Source organism: Aquihabitans sp. G128, from assembly GCF_019048865.1.
Classification (GTDB): Bacteria; Actinomycetota; Acidimicrobiia; order Acidimicrobiales; family Iamiaceae; genus Aquihabitans.
In genome coordinates, this window is record NZ_CP077604.1 from 2,990,930 (window position 1) to 3,010,822 (window position 19,893).

The 19,893-nt window shown below is 73.3% G+C and carries 16 protein-coding genes; 4 read left to right on the forward strand and 12 right to left on the reverse strand.

The window, feature by feature from the left end; translation table 11 throughout:
• Positions 1–59 precede the first annotated feature (59 nt).
• The 5 genes from KSP35_RS14345 to KSP35_RS14365 are packed head-to-tail and all read right to left on the reverse strand — an operon-like array spanning position 60 to position 7,131.
• Positions 60–653, reverse strand: coding sequence for a hypothetical protein (locus KSP35_RS14345; RefSeq protein WP_216996487.1), 594 nt, complete (start codon positions 651–653; stop codon positions 60–62).
• On the reverse strand, positions 650–3,631 hold the full coding sequence (locus tag KSP35_RS14350) for a prepilin-type N-terminal cleavage/methylation domain-containing protein (protein ID WP_216996488.1): 2,982 nt from the start codon (positions 3,629–3,631) through the stop codon (positions 650–652). Before KSP35_RS14350 ends, KSP35_RS14345 begins: the two co-directional genes overlap by 4 nt.
• A complete protein-coding gene (locus KSP35_RS14355) occupies positions 3,625–4,194 on the reverse strand; it encodes a prepilin-type N-terminal cleavage/methylation domain-containing protein (RefSeq protein ID WP_216996489.1) in 570 nt (189 codons plus the stop codon). The genes KSP35_RS14350 and KSP35_RS14355 overlap by 7 nt, the downstream gene beginning before the upstream one ends.
• A complete protein-coding gene (locus KSP35_RS14360) occupies positions 4,187–5,392 on the reverse strand; it encodes a type II secretion system F family protein (protein ID WP_216996490.1) in 1,206 nt (401 codons plus the stop codon). The genes KSP35_RS14355 and KSP35_RS14360 overlap by 8 nt, the downstream gene beginning before the upstream one ends.
• 53 nt (positions 5,393–5,445) lie before the next feature.
• On the reverse strand, positions 5,446–7,131 hold the full coding sequence (locus KSP35_RS14365) for a GspE/PulE family protein (protein WP_216996491.1): 1,686 nt from the start codon (positions 7,129–7,131) through the stop codon (positions 5,446–5,448).
• Positions 7,132–7,344: 213 nt separating this feature from the next.
• On the opposite strand from KSP35_RS14365, the gene KSP35_RS14370 reads away from it, so the two are divergent.
• Positions 7,345–8,148, forward strand: a complete 804-nt coding sequence (locus KSP35_RS14370; RefSeq protein WP_216996492.1) for a tRNA (guanosine(46)-N(7))-methyltransferase TrmB — start codon at positions 7,345–7,347, stop codon at positions 8,146–8,148.
• A 24-nt stretch (positions 8,149–8,172) separates the two neighbouring features.
• Here KSP35_RS14370 and KSP35_RS14375 read toward each other — a convergent pair whose 3' ends face one another.
• Entirely contained in the window at positions 8,173–9,390 is a 1,218-nt protein-coding gene (locus KSP35_RS14375) for a hypothetical protein (protein WP_216996493.1), read from the reverse strand.
• On the reverse strand, positions 9,387–10,160 hold the full coding sequence (locus KSP35_RS25270) for an acyltransferase (protein WP_305853080.1): 774 nt from the start codon (positions 10,158–10,160) through the stop codon (positions 9,387–9,389). Before KSP35_RS25270 ends, KSP35_RS14375 begins: the two co-directional genes overlap by 4 nt.
• Positions 10,161–10,253: 93 nt before the next feature.
• Here KSP35_RS25270 and KSP35_RS14385 point away from each other — a divergent pair, with 93 nt between their 5' ends.
• Positions 10,254–10,907 (forward strand): hypothetical protein, encoded by a 654-nt coding sequence (locus tag KSP35_RS14385; protein ID WP_216996494.1) that lies wholly within the window; start codon positions 10,254–10,256, stop codon positions 10,905–10,907.
• 180 nt (positions 10,908–11,087) lie between these two features.
• Here KSP35_RS14385 and KSP35_RS14390 read toward each other — a convergent pair whose 3' ends face one another.
• The 5 genes from KSP35_RS14390 to KSP35_RS14410 form a co-directional block, all read right to left on the reverse strand.
• Positions 11,088–13,286 (reverse strand): thiamine pyrophosphate-dependent enzyme, encoded by a 2,199-nt coding sequence (locus KSP35_RS14390; RefSeq protein ID WP_216996495.1) that lies wholly within the window; start codon positions 13,284–13,286, stop codon positions 11,088–11,090.
• Entirely contained in the window at positions 13,283–14,638 is a 1,356-nt protein-coding gene (locus KSP35_RS14395) for a dihydrolipoamide acetyltransferase family protein (protein ID WP_216996496.1), read from the reverse strand. The genes KSP35_RS14390 and KSP35_RS14395 overlap by 4 nt, the downstream gene beginning before the upstream one ends.
• 100 nt (positions 14,639–14,738) lie before the next feature.
• The gene (locus KSP35_RS14400) at positions 14,739–15,494 is read right to left on the reverse strand and encodes an SDR family NAD(P)-dependent oxidoreductase (RefSeq protein ID WP_216996497.1); all 756 of its coding nucleotides are present in this window, start codon (positions 15,492–15,494) and stop codon (positions 14,739–14,741) included.
• 115 nt (positions 15,495–15,609) lie between these two features.
• Positions 15,610–15,903 (reverse strand): DUF4235 domain-containing protein, encoded by a 294-nt coding sequence (locus KSP35_RS14405; RefSeq protein WP_216996498.1) that lies wholly within the window; start codon positions 15,901–15,903, stop codon positions 15,610–15,612.
• Positions 15,904–15,982: 79 nt separating this feature from the next.
• Positions 15,983–16,960: an aldo/keto reductase gene (locus tag KSP35_RS14410; protein WP_217002240.1), complete on the reverse strand. Its 978-nt coding sequence runs from the start codon at positions 16,958–16,960 to the stop codon at positions 15,983–15,985.
• A gap of 110 nt (positions 16,961–17,070) precedes the next feature.
• On the opposite strand from KSP35_RS14410, the gene KSP35_RS14415 reads away from it, so the two are divergent.
• Both KSP35_RS14415 and KSP35_RS14420 read left to right on the forward strand, forming a co-directional pair.
• Positions 17,071–18,804, forward strand: a complete 1,734-nt coding sequence (locus tag KSP35_RS14415; protein WP_216996499.1) for an adenylate/guanylate cyclase domain-containing protein — start codon at positions 17,071–17,073, stop codon at positions 18,802–18,804.
• Positions 18,805–18,919: 115 nt separating this feature from the next.
• Positions 18,920–19,879 carry a dihydrodipicolinate synthase family protein gene (locus KSP35_RS14420; protein ID WP_216996500.1) on the forward strand — a complete coding sequence of 320 codons (960 nt, stop codon included), beginning with the start codon at positions 18,920–18,922 and terminating at the stop codon, positions 19,877–19,879.
• Positions 19,880–19,893 lie beyond the last annotated feature (14 nt).

Below are 19,893 nucleotides of genomic sequence, written 5' to 3' on the forward strand. Positions count from 1 at the left end.
TGTCTGCGTCGTGAGCCGTATGGCTCAACTTCGGCCGCAGCGGGCCGATCTCGCGGCGGTCACCGACTGGTGTCCCAGCTCACGATCTTGGGGATCGTGGCGCGTTGGGACTGGTTGGCGGCCGTCGTGTCGATCTCGAAGCGGACCCGCGCCTTGGCGACGACCCGCGTGGACGCGCCCGAGCCGCGGCAGTCGAGCAGCGCTCCGGGCGCGCCGGCCGCCGGGCCCTTGCAGGTGACCGTGATGGTGATGTCGCGCGGCTTCTGGCCGCCGTCGCCATCGAGCCCTCCGGAGCCTCCGGCCACGCTGGGGTCGCAGCTGCCGGTGGAGGTGGTGGTGGAGCACGTCGGGCCGCAGGTGACCGAGAGGACCGAACCCGCCACGAAGGTGGCCTTGGCGCCCTGGGTGGTGTCCTGCTGCATCGGGAGGTTCATGGCGCACGAGGCGTCCAAGGGCGGGGTGCCCGTGGAGGTGGCGTCGGTCCCGATCAGCGGGTTCCGCTGGAGCCGCAGCACGGTGGTCTGCAGCGCGGACTCGGCGTTGTACCGGACCACCCGCTCCTGGCGGTACGCCTTGCTCGACTTGGACCCGGAGTAGGCGAGCGAGATCAGCGAGGCGGACAGCACCCCGATGACTGCGATGAACACGATCACCAGGACCAACGAGACGCCGGACTCGTCCTCGTGGGCGGCCCGCGCGCGGTGCCGGGCGGCGGCGAAGCGGTCAGTTGACGGCACAGCTCGCCCCTCCCGTCCAGATGCGACACGCCTTGCCGGCGCTGCCGGCGTTGCCCGGCTGGGCATCGGTGAGCGCCTGGCCGCCGTTGCCGCCGCTGGCCGTGTCGTAGTTGAAGAAGAAGAAGATGGTCTGCTGGGCGCCGAGGCCGCCGGAGGCACCGGCGCCGCCGCCGCGCTTGCCGTTCGCCAGCAGAGGCCCGGTGGGCCCCGCCGCACCGGGAGTGCCGGCCGTGGCGCCGTTGAACTTCCCGGTGAACGTGCCCGACGAGGTGGCCACGCAGCCAGGGGTGCCGGCCACCAGGACGCAGACGATGGAGGTCGGCGTGCCGCTGTTGGTGAAGACGCCAGCGGAGCTGCCGGCGTCGCCGCCGTTGCCTCCGGCGCACGCCACCGCCACCGCCACCGCCACCGCCATCGGCGTTGCCGCCCTTGCCCTGGGCGCCGCCGGGACCACCGGGACCGCCGTTGCCGCCCGTGCCACCGGTGCCGCCGGGCTGGCCGTTGCCGCCCCGGTTGAGGTTGATGGCGGCATCGACCATGTTGACCGTGCCGGAGTTCCAGAGGTAGGCGCCGAACGACGAGCCGCCGCCCACGCCGCCGGTGCCGCCACCGCCACCGCCACCGCCGTGGCCGCCCGAACCACCCTGGTGGCCCGTGGCGCCACCGGCGCAGTACGTGCCGCCACCGCCACCGGACCCACCACCGCCGGAGCCGGGCGTGCCGGCCCCGCCCGTGGCACCGGTGCCGGGGGTGTAGCCGTTGGCGCCCAGCGAGGGCGCGACCAGGTAGCCGGCCACCGCAGAACCGCCGGCGCCGCCGGCACCGCCGCGACCTGCCGAACCGACGCCGGGCGAGGGGGTCACGCAGTAGCCGCCACCACCACCACCGCCACCACCACCGGCGTTGGCGCCGGCTCCGGAGCCGCCGCCGGCACCGCTGCTGCCAGAGCTGAAGAAGCTGCCGCCGCCACCGCCGCCACCGCCAGAGCCACCCGAACCGCCCGCACCGCCGGCTGCCGTGCCGTTCGAGGTGCAGTCGGTCTCGAGGGTGCTGGCGGCGCCGGTGCCCGTCGCCGGGTCGGCGCCGGTGTTGGCGCCGCCGTTCTCGGAGGCGCCCTGGCGCCCGGCGCACGCGGTCTTCCAGGACCGGGCCGTGGCGGGCTGGGCGGTCGAGAAGGTCGACGCGGTTGATACGCCGACGTCGAGGTTCTGCAGCTCCAGCTGGGTGCCGGTGGGCGTCGCCGAGTTGGAGATCATGATGCCGTAGGTGCTCAGGGCCCGAGGCGTGACGGTCGCCGCGGTGGTCCCGGAGTTGATGTTGACCTGGCGGATGCGCAGCCCCGTCACGCCGCTCATCGACAGGCCGATCGAGGGCTCGGTGGGCGGGGAGGCGGTCGTCGACGGGCCGCCGGTGAGGCGGGAGTGGCCCCACGTGGCGTTGTCGACGCTGGCGCGGAGCCACTTGTCGGTGTTGGCGCCCTGGAGGGTGGTGTTGTTGATCGCCGTGGTGGTGTCGACGCGCAGCTGGCCCGTGAAGGCTGACGTGGCGGTGGTGGACACGTAGCTGTTGATCAGGATCTCGGGCCGCTGGTCGTCGTTGGCCGCCGGCGTGGACGGGTTGTCCTTGGCGACGGCCAGGGCACGAGCCAGGGTCTTGACCGGCTTGGGGATGCCGGTCACGGCGTCGACGCGCCCGTCGGCCGTGTCGACGCCGCTGGTGCCGTTGACGAACACCACGGAGTCGGGCCGCCAGTCGATCCAGAGCGGGAACCCGTTGGCGCCGCCGTACTGCTTCGGCACGGCCGTGGCGCCTGACTCGGTCAGCTGCGTGTACACGCGGTACTCGCCACCGGCATCGACGGTGGGCAGCGTGCCGGTGGTGGCGCCGACCTGGGCCTCGGTCCCGAACGCCATCGGCACGTACCACGTCTCGGTGGCGCTGTCGTAGCTGCCCGTGACCCACGTGGCGGGGTTGGTGCCGTCGAACTTGTAGGACCCGGCCACCGACGTGAGCCACTTGCCAGTGGTCTTCTGCAGGACCCGGAACTGCACGTTCATGCCCGGGCTGCCCTCGAGGCCCGGGGCGAGCGAGAGGCGCTGGGCCGCCACCGTGTTGCCCATGGCCGGCTCGGGGCTGCCGACGATGCCGGTGAGGCTCACGTGGGCGTAGCGGAACCGGTCGAGGTTGTTGGTCTGGCCGGCGGCGAGAGCCCGGGTGTAGGCCGAGGAGTAGAGGCGACCGACCTGGAGCGGCACGCCGGCACCGAAGGTGCGACGCTGGGCCCGGAGCTCGAAGTAGTAGCGGCCGTTCATGTTGGCCTCGCACGAGAACTCGTTGCAGGGCTTGGTGCCGGCGCCGTTGGGGGCGAACACGGTGTCGGCCTGCGAGCGGCCCTTCACGCCCATGTTGCGGGCCACCACGAACTCGTGGGCGTTGGTGAGCGACAGCGAGTTGAGGGTGCCCACGCACGAGCGGCGCACGAACGACGTCGAGGTGCCGGCGCCGGTGATCCAGTAGCTGACCCTTCGCACCTGGGTGCTGCCGGCGTTGTCCAGGCGCGAGGTGTTGAACGTGACGTAGAGCGTCTCGTTGGAGCCGCCCCCGTTGCCGCGGCAAGCCCGGGCCGTGCTGTAGGAAACGCCTGTGGCGTCGACGGCCGCCACATCCGCCGCCCAACGGGCGCTGGCCTGGTCCCGGTTGATGGAGCCCTGGAGGCTGCTGCCGGTGAGGTCCACGACCTTGAACCCGGCGATCATCGCCGCGCTGATCGGGACGATGATGATCGCCAGGATCAACACCGCCACGAGGAGCTCCACCAAGGTGAAGCCCGGGTCGTCGGCGTGCCGACACGTGGCGCAGCGACCGTTGCGGAGGTGGTGGGACAGCTTCAGCATGGTCCGAGGTCCGCGTTGTTGAAGGTGGAGGGGCAGTTCGGGTTCCGACGGATCAGCACCAGGCTGTCGGTGGTCTGGAACTTGCCAGGCTTGCTCTTCACGTACAGCGTCACCCGCTGCAGGCCCTGGTCACCGCCCTGGTTGAAGCAGGAGTTGACGTCGACCCAGCTGAGCGAAGCCCAGTTCGCCGGCTGGTTGCTCGCCCCGTTCTTCGCCAGGTACTCCGTCTTGTAGCTGGCCGTCCAGCCCGACGGCAGGCCGGCGGAGTTGGCATCGGCCAGCGAGGCGGTGCACCCGACGTAGTTGTCGGTGCCGTTGCTGAGCTTCGGGGCGATGATCCGATCGCCCCAGTTCTGCAGGAAGACCGCGACCCGTGTGCGCTCGGTGTTCAGCTTGGCCGTGGCTGACGACGTGAACAGCGAGGTGATCACGGCCAGCATCCCGATGCTCATGAGCGAGATCGAGATCAGGATCTCCAGCAGCGTCTCGCCCCGCTCACGCCGGTTGCGCACCAGCTCGGGGAGGCCACCGGCGGGGGCCCGCCGGTGAGCGAGTTCAAGCACTGGTGTCGACGCCTTGGAGGACGCCGTACATGGCCGAGATGAGGGCGACGGCCACGAAGCCCACGATGAAGCCCATGAACACGACCACGGCCGGCTCGAACAGGTCGGTCAGCCGCTTCAGCTTGTACTCGGTCTCCCGGGCGTAGAAGTTCGCGGCCGACTCGATCTGCGCGTCGAGCGTGCCGGTGTCCTCGCCCACCCGGAACATCTGGATGGCGGCCGCCGGGAACAGCTCGGTGCGAGCCAGGGGCTCGGCGACGCCTTCGCCCTCGAGCATCTCCGAGCGCGCCGTGCGGAGGCTGTGCACGAACACCGGGTTGTTCGTCGATTCGATGGCGGCGGCCATGGTCTCGGGCAGCGGCACGCCCGCTCGCAGCATGGCGCCGATGATCCGGCAGAAGCGCTCGACCGCGGAGTAGCGCAGGATCGGTCCGATGACCGGCAGGTTCATGAAGAAGGCGCTGCGCCGTCGCTTCAGCGTCTCGGTGCGCCCGATGTACACCTGCGACAGCACGAAGAGGACGACGACCAGCAGGATCGCCCACCAGAAGGTGGTGACGAAGTCGGCGAAGCCGAGCAGCATGCGCGTGGGCAGCGGCAGCTTCGAGTTCAGCTCGTCGAAGAAGTCCACGAACTTCGGGAGCACGAAGCCGACCATCACGAGCATGGTGAGCACGCTCATGGCCAGGACGACCGCCGGATACGTCAGGGCCGACTTGACTGCGGAGCGGGCTTCCATGTCGCGCTCGATGTAGATCGAGAGCTGGTCGAGCACGGTGTCGAGCTGACCGGTGAGCTCCGCCGAGGCGAGGATGCTCAGGTAGTACGGCGGGAACACGGCGCGGTGCGGCTCGAGGGCCTGGGAGAACGGCACGCCGGCCACCAGGGCCTCGCGCACGTCGCGCAGGATCAGCTTGAACCGCTTGTTGGCGGTGGAGTCCTCGACCACCTGGACGGCGTCGATGATCGGGATGCCGGTCCGCACGAAGGCGGCGATCTGACGGGAGAAGTGCATGACCTCGCCACGCGGGACCCGCTGCGGCGAGATCTCGATCTGGGCGAGGCCCTTGCGCTCGCGGATCTTGACGACGCGGAGGTTCTGCCGGAGCAGGTCGTTCTCCGCCGAGACCAGGCTGATGCCCTCGACCGTGCTCTTCACCTGCTCGCCATCAGGCGTGAGGGCGGTGTACGCGTACACGGCCATTGAGCTTCCCCCCGGAACGTCGTGAGCTCGTCGTGGGCGACGAGTGCTCAGAGAATGTAGATGGTCCTCATCACTTCGGCAATCGTGGTGACGTCGTCGGCCACCAGGCGCAGCGCTTGTTCGCGCAGCGGGACCATGCCCTGATCGATCGCCAGCTTGCGGATGTCCTCCACCGGCGCGTTGCGGACCACGAGCTGGCGCATCTCGTCGGTCACCTTCAGCACCTCGTACACGCCGATGCGGCCGTCGAAGCCGGTGCCCGAGCAGGCGGTGCAGCCCTGGCCCTTCAGGTACTCGTCCTTCGGCTTGCCGCCGGCGCGCTCGTAGAACGCGAGGTCCTCGGGGGTGGGCTCGTACGGCGCGATGCACACGCTGCAGTTGCGGCGGATGAGGCGCTGGCCCACGACGGCCAGCATCGAGGACGCCAGCAGGAACGACTCGATGCCCATGTCGAGGAACCGGTGCAGGGCGCTCGTGGCGTCGGTGGCGTGGATGGTCGAGAGCACGAAGTGGCCGGTGAGCGCTGCCTGGATGGCGATGCGGGCGGTCTCGACGTCGCGGATCTCGCCCACGAGGATGGCGTCGGGGTCCTGGCGGAGGATCGAGCGGAGGCCGGCCGCGAACGTGACGCCGGCCTGCTCGTGGATGCCGATCTGGTTGATCGTCGGGAACGAGTACTCCACCGGGTCCTCGACGGTCATCACGTTGATCTCGTCGCTGTTGATGGCCATCAGCGAGGCGTAGAGCGTGGTGGTCTTGCCGGAGCCGGTGGGCCCGGCGCAGACGACCATGCCGTAGGGCGAGCGGATGATGTCGCGGTAGGCCGCGGCGGTGTCCTCGGGCATGCCGAGGGTGCCGACGTCGTAGAGGGCGCGGGCCTTGTCCAGGATCCGGAGCACGGTCTTCTCGCCGTGCACGGTGGAGGTGGTGCTCACCCGGATGTCGAGCTCGTTGCCGTCGATCGTCGTCTCGATCTGGCCGTCCTGCGGGCGCCGGCGCTCGACGATGTTCATGTCCGCCATGATCTTGATGCGGCTGACCAGCGCCTGGGACATCGACTGGGGCAGGGACAGCACCTCGTGCAGCGCCCCGTCCACCCGGTTCCGCACCCGCACCCGCTCGCCCATGGGCTCGATGTGCACGTCGGACGCCCGATCCCGCACGGCCTGGGTGAGGATCTGGGCCACGACCTGCACCACGGGGGCGTTGGCGTCGACCTCGGCCGCCGCCTCGGGAGCGGTGGTCGCCCGCTCGCTCTGGCGGGCCTCGAACACGCGGACGGCGTCGCTGACGCTGGAGGCTGCGCCGTAGGCGAGATCGATGGCGGCCTCGACGTCGGCCACGCTGGCCACCACGAGGTCCGGCTGCTTGCCGGTGGCCTCGGCGAGGTCGGCGAGGAGGTCGGGGCGCCCGGGCTCGGCCACCGCCAGCGAGATCTTGTCGCCCACCAGCACGAGCGGCACCGCGAGGAGCTCGCGGGCCCGGTCCTCGGGCAGCAGGGCGATGGCCCGCGGATCGAACGAGACGTCGTCGAGGGAGGCGACCTCGAGGCCGTGCTCCTCGGCCAGGGCCTTGAGCGCCTCGGCGATCTCGGGGCCGTCGAACGCCGCATCGGCGCCGGAGCCACCAGGGCCTTCGCCGCCTTCGAAGATCGACTCGTCGTCGACCAGCCCCTCGCCCGAGCCGGCCGCCACGAGGCCCGTGGCGCGGGCCTTCTGCCGCCTCAGCGCCACGATGCTCCCGATCGATCCAGGTTGCGTGCGGACATCGGATTCCCCCCGGGATCCCCGCTGGCGGTCGCCAGCGGCAGCAACGAACGGCGCGACCCTAGCCGCGATTTGTCCGGATCTGCCCGTCGCCGGAGCAGGAGCCGAGGATGTGCTCGGATCTGGCGGGCCGGCGGCACCGGCTGCCGGGCCGTCGGGGACAGGCACCAAGATGGCCGGATGACGACGGACCGCGCCGACGAACCGTTCGGCGTTCGAGGCGGGGCCCGGACCACCCAGCGCCGGGGGCGCATGTCCGAGGCCAAGCGCGAGTCCCTGGCCCGGTTGGCGCCCCGCTGGCTGGTCGACCCGGTCGAGATCAGCCGGCCGGGCCACCTCGACGCCGCCTTCGGGCGAGCGGCTCCCCGGCTGCTCGACATCGGCGGGGGCACCGGCGAGGCCACCCGAGCGTGGGCCGCCGAGAACCCCGACCACGACGTCGTCGCCCTGGAGCTGCACCGCCCGGGCATCGTGCGCCTGCTGCGGGTGCTCGATGCCGAGGGGCCCGCCAACGTCCGGGTGGCCGAGGCCGACGCCACCGTGGTGCTCGACGCGCTGGAGCCCGGTGCCTTCGCGTCGATCCGGGCGCTGTTCCCCGACCCGTGGCCCAAGCGGCGCCACGTCGGCCGCCGCCTGGTCGACCCGGGCTTCGTCGCCACGGTGGTCGGCCTGCTGCCGGTCGGCGGCACCCTGCACCTCGCCACCGACTGGGCCGACTACGCCGACCAGATGCGCACCTCGCTCGCCACCGACCTCCGCCTCGACGTCGAGGTCGTCCTCGGGGCACCGGCCGGCGAGGTCACCCGGGTCCCGGTGGCCGAGGTGGGATCGCTCGTCCCGGCCCCGGCGGCCGTCCCCGGCGAGGCGCCGGGCCCGCCGCCGTGGCGATCACCCCGTCCGCCGCGACCCGTGACGGCCTACGAGCAGCGGGGCATCGACGCCGGGCGCGAGATCGTCGACCTGGTGGCCCACCGGGCGCGCTGAGGCCTGCCCGGCCCTGGCACCGCTTCAGGAGCCGGCCGACTGCAGGGTGGCGACGTCCGGGCCGGCCGCATCGACCGCGGCGGTGAGCGCGGCGATGCCGCCGTCGTCGCCCTTCAGCTCGGCATCGAAGAAGTCGACCGTCGCCGTGGTGGCCAACCGGGCCACCGGCGAGCTCCCGGGGGTGAGGAAGGGCGGCGTGTGGCCTTGGCCGGGGAGGGTGATGAACCAGCGGGGCGACTCGACGCGGGCGAAGGCGCTGACCGAGGAGCCGTAGGGCACCGTCCTGTCCTCGTCGCCGTGGATCAGCAGCAGCGGACGGTCCGTGATGCCGGGCTTCGGGCTGGGCCGGCCCCGGAGCGGCAGGAACACCCCGGCCCAGGAGGCCACCGCCGCCACGCGGTCGTCGGTGCAGCAGGTCGAGTAGCCGAGGCCGAGCGACGTGATGGCGCCGAGCGAGTGCCCGACCGCCCCGATGTGGCGCGGATCGACGTGGGCGGCGACGGCCGCTGCCGGGCCGGAGCCGGCGGCGTCGGTGAAGGTGTCGATCAGGAAGGAGGCATCGGCCGGCTGGTTGCCGACGTCGGCGATGGTCGGCCCGCCCGGGCTGTTGCGGTTCGACAGCGGGTAGTCGGGCGCCACCACCACGTAGCCCGCCGAGGCGAACGCGGCCAGCTCGCCGGCGTAGAAGATCCCTCGTGCCGTGACGCCGTGGGAGAAGACGAGCAACGGGTACCGGCCGTCGCGCTCGGGCGCTCCGGCGGTGGCGCTCGGCGTGCCGCCGCCGGCCGGGGCGGTGCCCTCGGCCGGGTAGAAGGCGACCGTGGGCAGCTTGCGGCCCTTCGAGCCGGGCGCCTTGCCGTTGGCCGGCGTGTCCCGGCTCGCATCCACCAGGTCGACCTGGACCCGCCCGACCGGGTAGCCGCCGATGGGCTCGACCTCGGCGACCGTGCCGCTCGTGGAGCCGGCCGCTCCGCCGGCCGTGGTCGAGCTTCCCGGCACGGTGGTCGAGCTTCCCGGCTCGGTGGTCGACGCGGTCGATCCGCCTGCCGTGGTCGAGGTGGGCCCGGCCTCCGTGGTGCTCGAGCCGCTCGACCCGCTCGCGCCGCCCGAGTCGCTCGACGAGCAGGCCGCGCCCACGAGGGCGAGGGCGACGAGGGCGACGAGGCCGGCGGCCCGCAGCCTTCGAGCGCTCCCGAACCGGCGACGGGCGTCGGGGAGCGGGCGGCCGTGCCGACCGGTCACGATGGCGATCCCGCCGAGCCGGCGTCGGCCCGGGCCTCGAGGGCCAGCTCGGCCTCGAGCTGGTGCAGGCGATCGGCCAGGTCCTCGGGGGCGATGGTGGGCGACTCGTCCTTCACGCCCGGCCCGCCGTCGGCCCGCTCCCACCCCACGCCGGGCACGTAGCGACGGATGACCTTGGCCGGCACGCCGCCGATGACCGCGTGGTCCGGGACGTCGCCGCGGACCACCGAGCCGGCGGCCACCACGACGTTGCGGCCCAGGGTGGTGCCCGGGAGGATGACCGCACCGTGGCCGATCCAGGTGCCGCTGCCGATCCGCACGGGGTCGTGCGGACCGAGCTGGCGGCCGATGGGCGTGCCCGGATCGGAGTACCCGTGGTTGGCGTCGGTGACGTAGACGTCCTGGCCGAACCACACGTCGTCACCGATCTCGATCGACTCGTGGGCCACGATGCCCGAGCGCAGCCCGATGACGCAGCGATCGCCGATCACCAGGGCCCGCTCGGGGATGGTGGTCTGGTCCGGCGAGTAGCCGGCGGCGATGGTGCACCAGGTGCTGATCATGGTGCCGGTGCCGATGTGGATGTGGGCCTCGCCGTAGAGCACGGCCGTCGGGAAGGCGATCACGCTGCCCTCGCCGAAGGACCCGAAGCCGTCGGCGGCGTCGGTGCCGGGGGCGATGGCGCCCACGAAGCGGAGCTTGGCCCAGCCTCGCTGGATGGCCGCGTTGACCACGCGGTGGGCTCGGGCACGGAGCGGTCGGGGCAGCACGGCGCAGAGCGTACGGCGGGGCGTCCACGGCAGCCGAGCGCGACCGGCCCGGCCCGCTTTCCGATCGGGACGACCGGTCCGTATCCTGGCCGGATGGATCCCGCCCCGGTGGCCGACCGGCCCCTCCTGGCTCCCCTCCCCCCCGAGGTCGACCCGGCCCTGGCTGCGGCCGTGGCCGCCGACCGTGCCGCCATCGCCGGGCTGGCTGCCCTCGCTGCCGCCCGCACCACCGCCACCGCGACGGTGACCGAGACGCCTGCCGTCGTCCTCGCGGACGTCGACGCCCCTGCGACCAAGGCCGCCACGTGCCCCATCCCCGGCGTGTCGTCGGGTGGGGGGACCTGCCCGGTGGGGTTCGGCCCCGGCGGCTCGCGTCGCACCCCGGCCGACCTCGTGGTCCGCAAGCTCCTGCGCATCCCCGACCGCCCCGCCGACCTCACCAACAAGGCGGTCTACGCGGCGTTCCAGCGGTCGATGCTCATCTCGGCCATCCGCTGCACGCTGACCTACGTCATCTTCCCGTTCGTGCTGCCCACGCTGCACTTCCTCAAGGGCGGCGCCCCGGTCATCGGCGTGCTCGTGGGGTCCTTCGCCCTGGTGTGCGACGTGTTCACCATCCGCCGGTTCTTCGCCGTCGACCACAAGTACCGCTGGTACTTCTCCACCATCGCCTTCTGCATCATGTGCCTGGTGGCCACCCTCTGGGTCGGCGACGTCGCCGACATCGCCCGCTCCCTCCTGTCCTGAGCCCGGCGCTCACCCGCTCACCGACCCGCCGGTCGCCCCCGCCCGCTGAACTTGTGGGCGGAGACCGCTGAAAACGGCAGCCACAGCCCACAAGTTCGATCAGGACCACCACCACCCCCGCAACTTGTGGGCCCAGGCCGCCGAAAACGGAAGCCCCGGCCCACAAGTTCGGTGGGGCGGTCAGTAGGTGGCGAGGTCCCAGAGGGCGGCGGTGATGCCGTCGACCTGGGGGAGGATGGCCTGCTCGAGGGTGGGCTCGTAGGCCACGGGGGTGTCGGTGGCGCCGATGCGGCGCACGGGGGCGTCGAGGTCGGCGAAGCAGTGCTCGCCGGCCCAGGCCGCCACCTCGCCGCCGAAGCCGCCGGTGAGGGTGTCCTCGTGCACCACGAGCAGGCGCCCGGTCCGCGCCACGCTGCGGGCCACCAGCTCGTGGTCCCACGGGACGATGGTGCGGAGGTCGATGACCTCGGCCTCGACGCCTTCTCGCTCGGCCAGCCGAGCCGCGGCCTGGAGGCTCTTCTCCACCGTGGCGCCCCACGAGACGACGGTGACGTCGTCGCCGGGACGGCGGACCTCGCCGACCCCGAAGGGCAGGACCCAGTCCTCGGACGGGAACGGGTCGACGGTGTAGGGCTGGCGCAGCAGGTGCTTGTGCTCGAGGAAGAGGACCGGGTCCTCGCAGCGGAAGGCGTAGCGGAGCAGGCCGGCCGCGTCTCGGGCCCGGCTGGGCATGGCGATGGCCAGCCCCGGGAGGTGGGCGAAGATCGACTCGCCGCTCTGGCTGTGCCAGATGCTGCCGCCGGTGAGGTAGCCGCCGATGGGCACCCGGATCACCGTGGGACAGGTGAACTCGCCAGCCGAGCGCCACCGGATGGTGGCCGCCTCGGAGCGGATCTGGGTCATGGCCGGCCAGATGTAGTCGAAGAACTGGATCTCCGGGCACGGGCGCAGGCCCCGCAGGGCCTGGCCGACCGCGCGGCCGACGATGTTGGCCTCCGACAGCGGGGTGTTGAAGCAGCGCGCCTGGCCGAAGGCCCGCTGGAGCCCGTGGGTGGTGCCGAACACGCCGCCCTTGCCCTCGACCCCGGCCAGGACCAGCTCGCGGGCGTCGGCCACGTCCTCGCCGAAGACGCGGATGCGCTCGTCGGCGGCCATCTGCTCGTGGAGGGTGCGCTTGATGGCCTCGCCCATGGGCACCCGCTCGCCCTCGTCCTCGCCCGCCGTCGGTGCTGCGGGCGCGGGCAGCTCGGGCAGGGCCAGCACCTGGTGGGTGACCGTGGCCGGGTCGGGCCGCGCCCCTTCGAGGGCGCGAGCCGCCGCCTCGGCCACCGCGGCCTTGGCCTCCAGCCGGAGCTCCCGAGCCTCGCCGGCGGTGAGCACGCCGCCGTCGACGAGGTCGCGCTCGAAGCGGTCGAGCGGGTCGTGGCGGGCCTCTTCGGCCAGCTCCTCGACCGAGCGGTACTTGGCCTGGGTGTCCGCCGCCGAGTGCGAGTAGGGCCGGACCACATCCGCGTGGACCAGCGCCGGGCCCACGCCGGCACGGATGTGCTCGACGATCGACTTCGCCGCGTCGCGCACGCCGAAGTAGTCGGTGCCGTCGAGGTGGTGGACCTCGAGGCCGCGGAAGCCGCGGACCAGCTCGTGGACGGGAGCGGGGTGCTGGTCGCTCACCGGCACCGAGATGGCGAAGCCGTTGTCGGGCACCACGTAGAGCACCGGCAGGTGGAGGTTGGCGGCGGTGTTGAGGCTCTCCCAGAACTCGCCCTCGCTGCACGCCCCCTCGCCGAGGCTCACGTAGGTGAGCTCGTCGCCGTGCGCGGCGCTGGCCCCGTGCTCGGCGGTCAGGTGCGGGCGACGCACGAGGTAGCGGCCGGCCTCGGCGCAGCCCACCGCCGGGATGCACTGGCTGCCGGTCGGGCTGGACTGCGTGACGATGTTGCGCTCGCGGTGGCCCCAGTGCGACGGCATCTGGCGTCCGGCGCTGGAGGGGTCGTCGGCCGAGCCCACCGCCTGGAGCAGCACCTCGTGGGCGGTCACGCCCAGGCCCAGCACCAGCGCCTGCTCGCGGTAGTAGGGGAAGAACCAGTCGTACCCGGGCCGGAGGTGGCGGGCGAGCGCCAGCCCCAGCGCCTCGTGGCCGGCGCCGGAGATCTGGAAGAAGACCCGGCTCTGCTTCTGCATGGCGATCTCGCGGTCGTCGATGGCCCGCGACACGAACGCCAGCCGCAGGTCGGCGAGCAGCTCGTCGACGGCGTAGCCCCGGAACGTGGCCAGGCCACCGCCCCCGACGACGCCACCCCCGCCTCCGAACCGGGTGGGGGCTCCGGCGCCAGGGGGCGGTGCATCCCGCCCGGTTCGATCGGTGTCGGTGGTGGTCACGGGGCGGTCTCGGCGGGGGCGTCCACCTCGGCGGCCCAGTCGCGCTCCTGCAGGTGCTGGCGGACCCGGGCGAGGAAGGCCGCGGCGTAGGCGCCGTCGAAGGCGCGGTGGTCGAAGCTCAGGCACAGGTTGCCGACGGGGTGGACCGCCACGCCCCAGGTGCGCTGGCTGCCGGGCGCACCGTCGTCGGTGCGCACCGCCACCGGGGCCATGCGCACGCCGTCGGTGGAGAGGATCGCCACCTGGGGCTGGTTGATGATGGGCGCGGTGACGAAGGTGCCGTAGGAGCCGACGTTGGTGAGCGTGAACGTGCCGCCGACGAGGGCATCGCCGGGCAGGCGCCGGCGACGGGCCTGGTCGGCCAGGGAGGCCACCGCGTCCGACAGGGCGCGCAGCCGGAGGCCGTCGGCGTCGCGCACCACCGGCACCACCAGCGCCTCCTGCGCCACGTCGACCGCCACGCCCAGGTGGACGTGGCGGCGGACCACCAGGCGGTCGCCGTCGAAGCTGGCGTTCACGTGCGGGAACTCGCGGATGGCATCGACCACGGCGCGGGCCACGAACGGCAGGTAGCTCAGGCCGGCGGGCCGACGCACGGCCTCGATGCGGTGGTAGTCGACCTCGACGGCCACCAGGGCGTGGGCGGCCGTGGCCAGCGACCGGCTCATGTGCTCGGCGGTGGCGAGCCGGGCGCGGGACAGGTCCACCACCTCGTCGTCGTCGCCGACGTCGACGGCCGGCGCAGCCGGCGTGGCGGGGCCGGTGACGACCGGCGGCAGCCCAGGAGGCCGGACCGGTGCGGCGGGGGGTCCCGCACCGATCCGGCCCGACTGGGCGGCGGCGGCTTCGACGTCGGCCCGGGTGATCCGTCCGTCGCGGCCCGAGCCGTTGACCTGGCTCGGGTCGAGGCCGTGCTCGACGAGCAGCCGGCGCACCGCCGGGGACAGGACCCCCGCCCCGCCCCGGTCGAGCTCGGGAGCGCCACCGGCGCCGTTGCCGGTGGCGCCCCCGGACCGTGGCCCCGAGCCGGCCGACGCAGGGGGTGGGTCGGCATCGGCGGGCGCTCGGGGCGGGTCCGGCGCGTCGCCGACGCCGCCCAGGTCGACCGCTTCGTCGGCGGTGGCGGTGATGACGGCGACCGCGGTGCCGATCGGGACGGTGTCGCCCTCGGCCACCAGGATCGCCCGCAGGTACCCGGCGACCGCCGAGGGCACCTCGGTGTCGACCTTCTCGGTGGAGACCTCGAACAGGGCGTCGTCGAGGGCGACCTCGTCGCCCACCGCCTTGGCCCACAGCGTGATCGTTCCCTCGGTGACCGTCTCCCCGAGCTGCGGCATGGCGATCACGTCCATCGCCGGGACCCTAGACAGATCGCCCGCTCCGTGCTGGGAACCCTGGACGATCTGCTCGCCGCCAGCGCCGATCAGCGGACGATCTGAACAGCGACGGCGCTCAGAAGATGCTGTACCCGCCGTCGACCCGCAGCTCGTCGCCGGTGTGGAAGGTCTGGGTCGGATCGGCCAGGTAGACCGCGGCGGCGGCCAGCTCCGACGGGTCGGCCCAGCGCCGGACCGGGGTGCGGCCGACGGTGGCGTCGACGAACTTCTGGTGGCCGGCGGCCGGGGCGAGCATGTCGGTGGCGGTCCAGCCCGGCAGCAGGGCGTTGACGCGGATCCGGTGGCGGGCCAGCTCCACGGCCAGGCTGCGCATCAGGCCGAGCGTGCCGGCCTTGCTGGCGGCGTAGTGCGGCTGCCGGGGTGCGCCGAAGATGCTGGCGGTCGACGACACCACCACCATGGCCCCGCCCTCGCCTCGCTCGATCAGGTGGCGGGCACCCTCGCGCAGGGTCAGGAACGCACCGTCGAGGTTCACCGCCGTCACCCGGCGCCACTCCTCGAGGGACAGCTCGGTGATGGGGGCACCGCCGCCGACGCCGGCGTTGGCGATCACCGTGTCGACCGTGCCGAGCGCCTCGACGGTCTCGGCGAAGGCCCGCACCACCTGCTCCTCGTGGACCACGTCGCACGTGGTGGTGAACACCCGCCGGCCGGTGTCGGCCAGCGAGGCGGCCGCCGCCTCGTTCTTGGCGGCGTCCCGCCCCAGGAGGGCGACGTCGGCGCCGGCCTCGGCGCAGCCGCGGGCGGCGGCCAAGCCGATGCCCCCATTGCCGCCGGTCACCAGCACCACCCGACCCGTGAGATCCGTCATGGCCGCACGGTAGCCAGCACCTCCCCGGCGCACCCGGGGGCCCGCCCCGGAGGGACGGCGAAGGCACCGGCCGGACGCTCGGCCCGCGGTCAGGCAGCCGCTGCAGCCGGCCCGGTCAGGCGGTCGCCTTGGTGTTCGCCTTCTCGGGCAGGCCGCCCCGCACCCGGTCGAAGGCGAAGGCCACGCCGCGCTGGGCGAACAGGCGGGCCAGGCCCACGCCGATGCCCGACACCAGGGCCCACGCCAGCGCCTCGGCCCAGGTGGTGTCGCCACCGGCGGGGTTGCCGGGGACCTTGCCCTTGCGCTTCACCCAACCCTTGGTGAGCGCCTTCTTGGCCACGCTGGCGGCGGCGATCGCGGCCCCGGTGGTGGCCAGGGTCCAGATCAGGTCGTCCTCGTTGTCGGCCACAGCTCGCTCCTCGGTGCGTCGGACCGGCCGCCACCTCGGCGACCGGTCCGCACTGCCTACCCCATGGCCGACCGGGCGGTCACCGCTTCCGGAACGGCGAGGTGATCTCGGCGATCTCGGCCAGCACCTCGGGCGTGAGCTGCTCCAGGGCGTCGAGCGCCTTCAGGTTCTCGTGCACCTGGTCGACGTTGCTGGCCCCGGTGATCACGGTGGAGACGTTGGGGTTGGCGGCGCACCAGGCGATGGCGAGCTGCGAGACGGTGACGCCGAGCCGTTCGGCGATGACCGTGAGCTCCTTCACCTGCTCGTTCTTGGCCGGGTCGGTGACGAAGTCGCGCAGCCACTCGTAGCCCGGCAGCGAGGCCCGGCTGCCCTCGGGGATGCCGTCGGCGTACTTGCCGGAGAGGAGGCCGGAGGCGAGCGGGCTCCAGGTGGTGAGGCCCAGGCCCCAGTCCTCGTAGAGCCGGGCGTACTCGCGCTCGACCTTCTTGGTCTCGAACAGGTTGTACTGCGGCTGCTCCATCACCGGCTTGTGGAGGTGGTGGCGCTCGGCGATCTCGTAGGCGGCGCGCAGCTCCTCGGCGGTCCACTCCGAGGTGCCCCAGTAGAGGGCCTTGCCGGACGACACGATGTCGGACATGGCCCACACGGTCTCCTCGATGGGCGTCTCGGGGTCGGCCCGGTGGCAGTAGAGGAGGTCGACGAAGTCGAGGCCGAGGCGCTCGAGCGAGCCGTCGATGGCCTGCATGAGGTACTTCCGGTTCAAGGTGTTGGCCATGTTGACCACGTCCTTGTGGATGCCCCAGTAGATCTTGGTGGAGATGACGTAGGAGTGGCGCTCCCAGCCCAGCTCGGCGATGGCGTCGCCCATGATCTGCTCGCTCTGGCCGCCGGCGTAGGCCTCGGCGTTGTCGAAGAAGTTCACCCCGGCGTCGCGGGCAGCGGTGAGGCACTCCTTGGCGAGGGCGGTGTCGACCTGGTCGCCGAAGGTGACCCACGAGCCGAACGACAGCACGCTCACCTTCAGGCCGGATCGTCCGAGGCGGCGGTACGTCATGTCGGTCATGGGGATCTCCTGGTGCGGGTGGACAGCGACGGCCGAGCCTACGGTCGGTCCGGGCCGTTGGCTCGGGCACCGCCGGCCGGCCCACCGGTAGCCTCCGCCCCGTGACCGCCGCCGATCACGTCGCCCGAGCGGCGGAGCCCCTCCCGGACGAGGGCGAGGCCGCGAGCCGCTCGCCCGTCGACGCCCGGCCCGACGCCCGGCCCCGCGGCGAGCGCGCAGGAGCTGGGGACGGGGCGCCGGCAAGCGAGACGGCCGGCGCGGGCGAACCCTCCGGGATGGCCGGGGCCCGGGTGTCGGCCGGCGACTCGAACCCGTTCCACCGGCGGCTCAGCGCCCGCGACGGCCGGAGGCTCATCCGGCGGGTGCGGTTGGAGCTCTTCGGCGCGCTGGCCCTGGCCAACCTGGTCGGCGCCGCGCTGGTGGTGGTGTGCATCGCCTGGGTCCTGCCGGGCTCGCCGCCGGGCGGCCTCAGCACCCGGCTGCTCGTCACCAACGCCATCCTCGGCGGGGCCTTCGGCCTGGTCGTGCTGCCCGCCGCCATCGTCTGGGGCGAAGCCTGGCTCCGGGGCGGCCGCAAGTGGATCCAGGAGGGTCGCGACCCCACCGACCGCGAGGTCACCGCGGTGCTGCGCTCCCCCATGCGCCTGTTCCTCGTGCACGCCACGGCCTGGCTGGTGGCGGCCGGGCTCTTCGCCCTCCTCAACGCCCTGATCGACGTCGACCTGCTGCCCCGCGTGGCGTTCACCATCACGCTCGGCGGCTTCACGACGTCGGCCTTCGCCTACCTGCTCGCCGAGCGGATCCTGCGCCCGCTCGCCCGTGAGGCCCTGTCCATCCGCACCGTCGAGCGCCCCAAGCTCCCGGGCGTGGTGACCCGCACGCTGCTCGGTTGGACCCTCGGCACCGGCGTCCCGCTCGCCGGCCTGGCCATCACCGCCATCTTCGCCCTGACCCAGGACGACAGCAGCGCCACCCCGCTCGCGGTCACCATGCTCGTCCTGGCCGGCGTCGGGCTGGTCGTCGGCTGGTGGGTCACGGTCCTCGGTGCCCGTGCCGTGGCCGACCCCGTGTCGTCGCTGCGCTGGGGCATCGGCCAGATCGCCGAGGGGCACCTCGAGACCCGGGTTGAGGTCTACGACGGCAGCGTGCTCGGGCTCCTCCAGGCCGGCTTCAACGACATGGCCACCGGCCTCGAGGAGCGCGAGCGGCTGCGCGACCTCTACGGCCGCCAGGTCGGCCAGGACGTGGCCGAGGGCTCGCTCGACCGCGGCGTCCAGCTCGGCGGCGAGGTGCGCCAGGTCGCGGTGCTGTTCGTCGACGTCGTCGGCTCCACCCACATCGCCAGCGACCTCCCCGCCCAAGAGGTGGTCGACCTGCTCAACCGCTTCTTCGGCGTGGTGGTCGACGAGGTCCACGCCCACGGCGGCTGGATCAACAAGTTCCAGGGCGACGCCACGCTCGCGGTCTTCGGCGCGCCGGCCGACGTCGAGGACGCCGCGGGCTGCGCGCTGGCCACCGCCCGGGCCGTGGCCGCCCGCCTGCCTGCCGAGGTGCCCGAGCTGGGCGCCGGGGTGGGGGTGGCCTTCGGCAGCGCGGTGGCCGGCAACATCGGCAACGAGCGGCGCTTCGAGTTCACCGTCATCGGCGACCCGGTCAACGAGGCCTCGCGCCTCACCGAGCTCTCGAAGACGTACGACCCCATGGTCCTCGCCTCCGCCGACGCCGTCCTGGCCGCGTCGCCGGAGGAGGCCGCCCGCTGGCAGCCCTGCGGCGAGGCCGAGCTCCGTGGCCGCACGCGCACCACCCAGCTCGCCCGCCCCACCTCGCTGGCCTGACGCCGCCGCGCCGCAAGGTGGCCCTTCGGCCCGCCCAGCCCGACACCCACGGGTGCCGAACGACCGCTCGGCACCGCGACGGGGGTCGGGGTGGGTGCGGGTAGCGTCGCCCGCCGTGGCGATGCTCGAAGACCCGCCGTTCGACCTGCTGTGTCCCGGACGGCGCCCCACGGGCATCGGACCGGTGCTGCTGCCGTTCGCCGCGGACGGCGAGGTCGACTGGGACGGCTTCGCCCACCTGTTGGGCCGCACCGCCGAGACCAGCCTGATCCCCGCCATCAACCTCGCGCCCGGCGCCGGCGACCTGCTCGACGCCAGCACCCGCGCCGAGGTGCTGGCCACGGCCGGGGCGGCCTTGGGCAGCGCCACCTTCGTGGCCGGCGTGCGGGCCGAGGCCGGACCCGACGGCGGCTTCGACCCCAGCCGCCTGTCCGGTGCGGTCGCCGCGGTGTCGCGCCACGACGCCATCCCCCTGCTCCTCCCGTCGCCGGCGCTGGCGTCGCTCGACCCCGACGAGCTGGTGGGCCTCATGGCGTGGATGGGCGAGTGGTGCGACCGGTTCCTGGTGGTCGAGGCGCCGCCCGAGCGCTGGCCAGGCGGCCGCCTCTGGGGCATGGACGTGTTCGGCGCCCTCCTGGAGCTGGGCGCCTGCGTGGGCGTGGTCCACTCGTCCTGGAGCCGCGCCCCCGAGTGGGACCGGGTGCGCCTCCGTGACGACCAGCGCTCGGGGTTCCAGGTGTTCTCGGCCAACGAGCACGCGGTGGACCAGATCATGTTCGGCGCCGACCACGCCCTCGACCTGGCGGCCGCCGTGCCCGATGCCCTCGCCGACCGCGACGAGGCCTGGGAGGCCCAGGACCTCGACGTGCTGGAGCGCCACGACGCGCTCCAGGCCCTGGCCAACCTGGTGTTCCGCCCGCCGGTGGCGGCCTCTCGCCACGCCCTCGCGCGGGTGCTGCACCTGCGGGGCTGGCTCTCGCACGACCGGGTGCACCCCGGCCTCCCCCGTCGTCCCGAGAGCGACGACGAGCTGCTGCTGGCGGCGCTCGACCGCCTCGGGCTGGCCTCGGCCTAGCTGGCCTGGCCTCG

Coding starts and splice junctions, on each gene's coding strand:
- KSP35_RS14350 (WP_216996488.1), bottom strand. CDS start 3,631: ATGCTGAAGCTGTCCCACCACCTCCGCAACGGTCGCTGCGCCACGTGT.
- KSP35_RS14370 (WP_216996492.1), top strand. CDS start 7,345: ATGACGACGGACCGCGCCGACGAACCGTTCGGCGTTCGAGGCGGGGCC.
- KSP35_RS14385 (WP_216996494.1), top strand. CDS start 10,254: ATGGATCCCGCCCCGGTGGCCGACCGGCCCCTCCTGGCTCCCCTCCCC.
- KSP35_RS14395 (WP_216996496.1), bottom strand. CDS start 14,638: ATGGACGTGATCGCCATGCCGCAGCTCGGGGAGACGGTCACCGAGGGA.
- KSP35_RS14400 (WP_216996497.1), bottom strand. CDS start 15,494: ATGACGGATCTCACGGGTCGGGTGGTGCTGGTGACCGGCGGCAATGGG.
- KSP35_RS14410 (WP_217002240.1), bottom strand. CDS start 16,960: ATGACGTACCGCCGCCTCGGACGATCCGGCCTGAAGGTGAGCGTGCTG.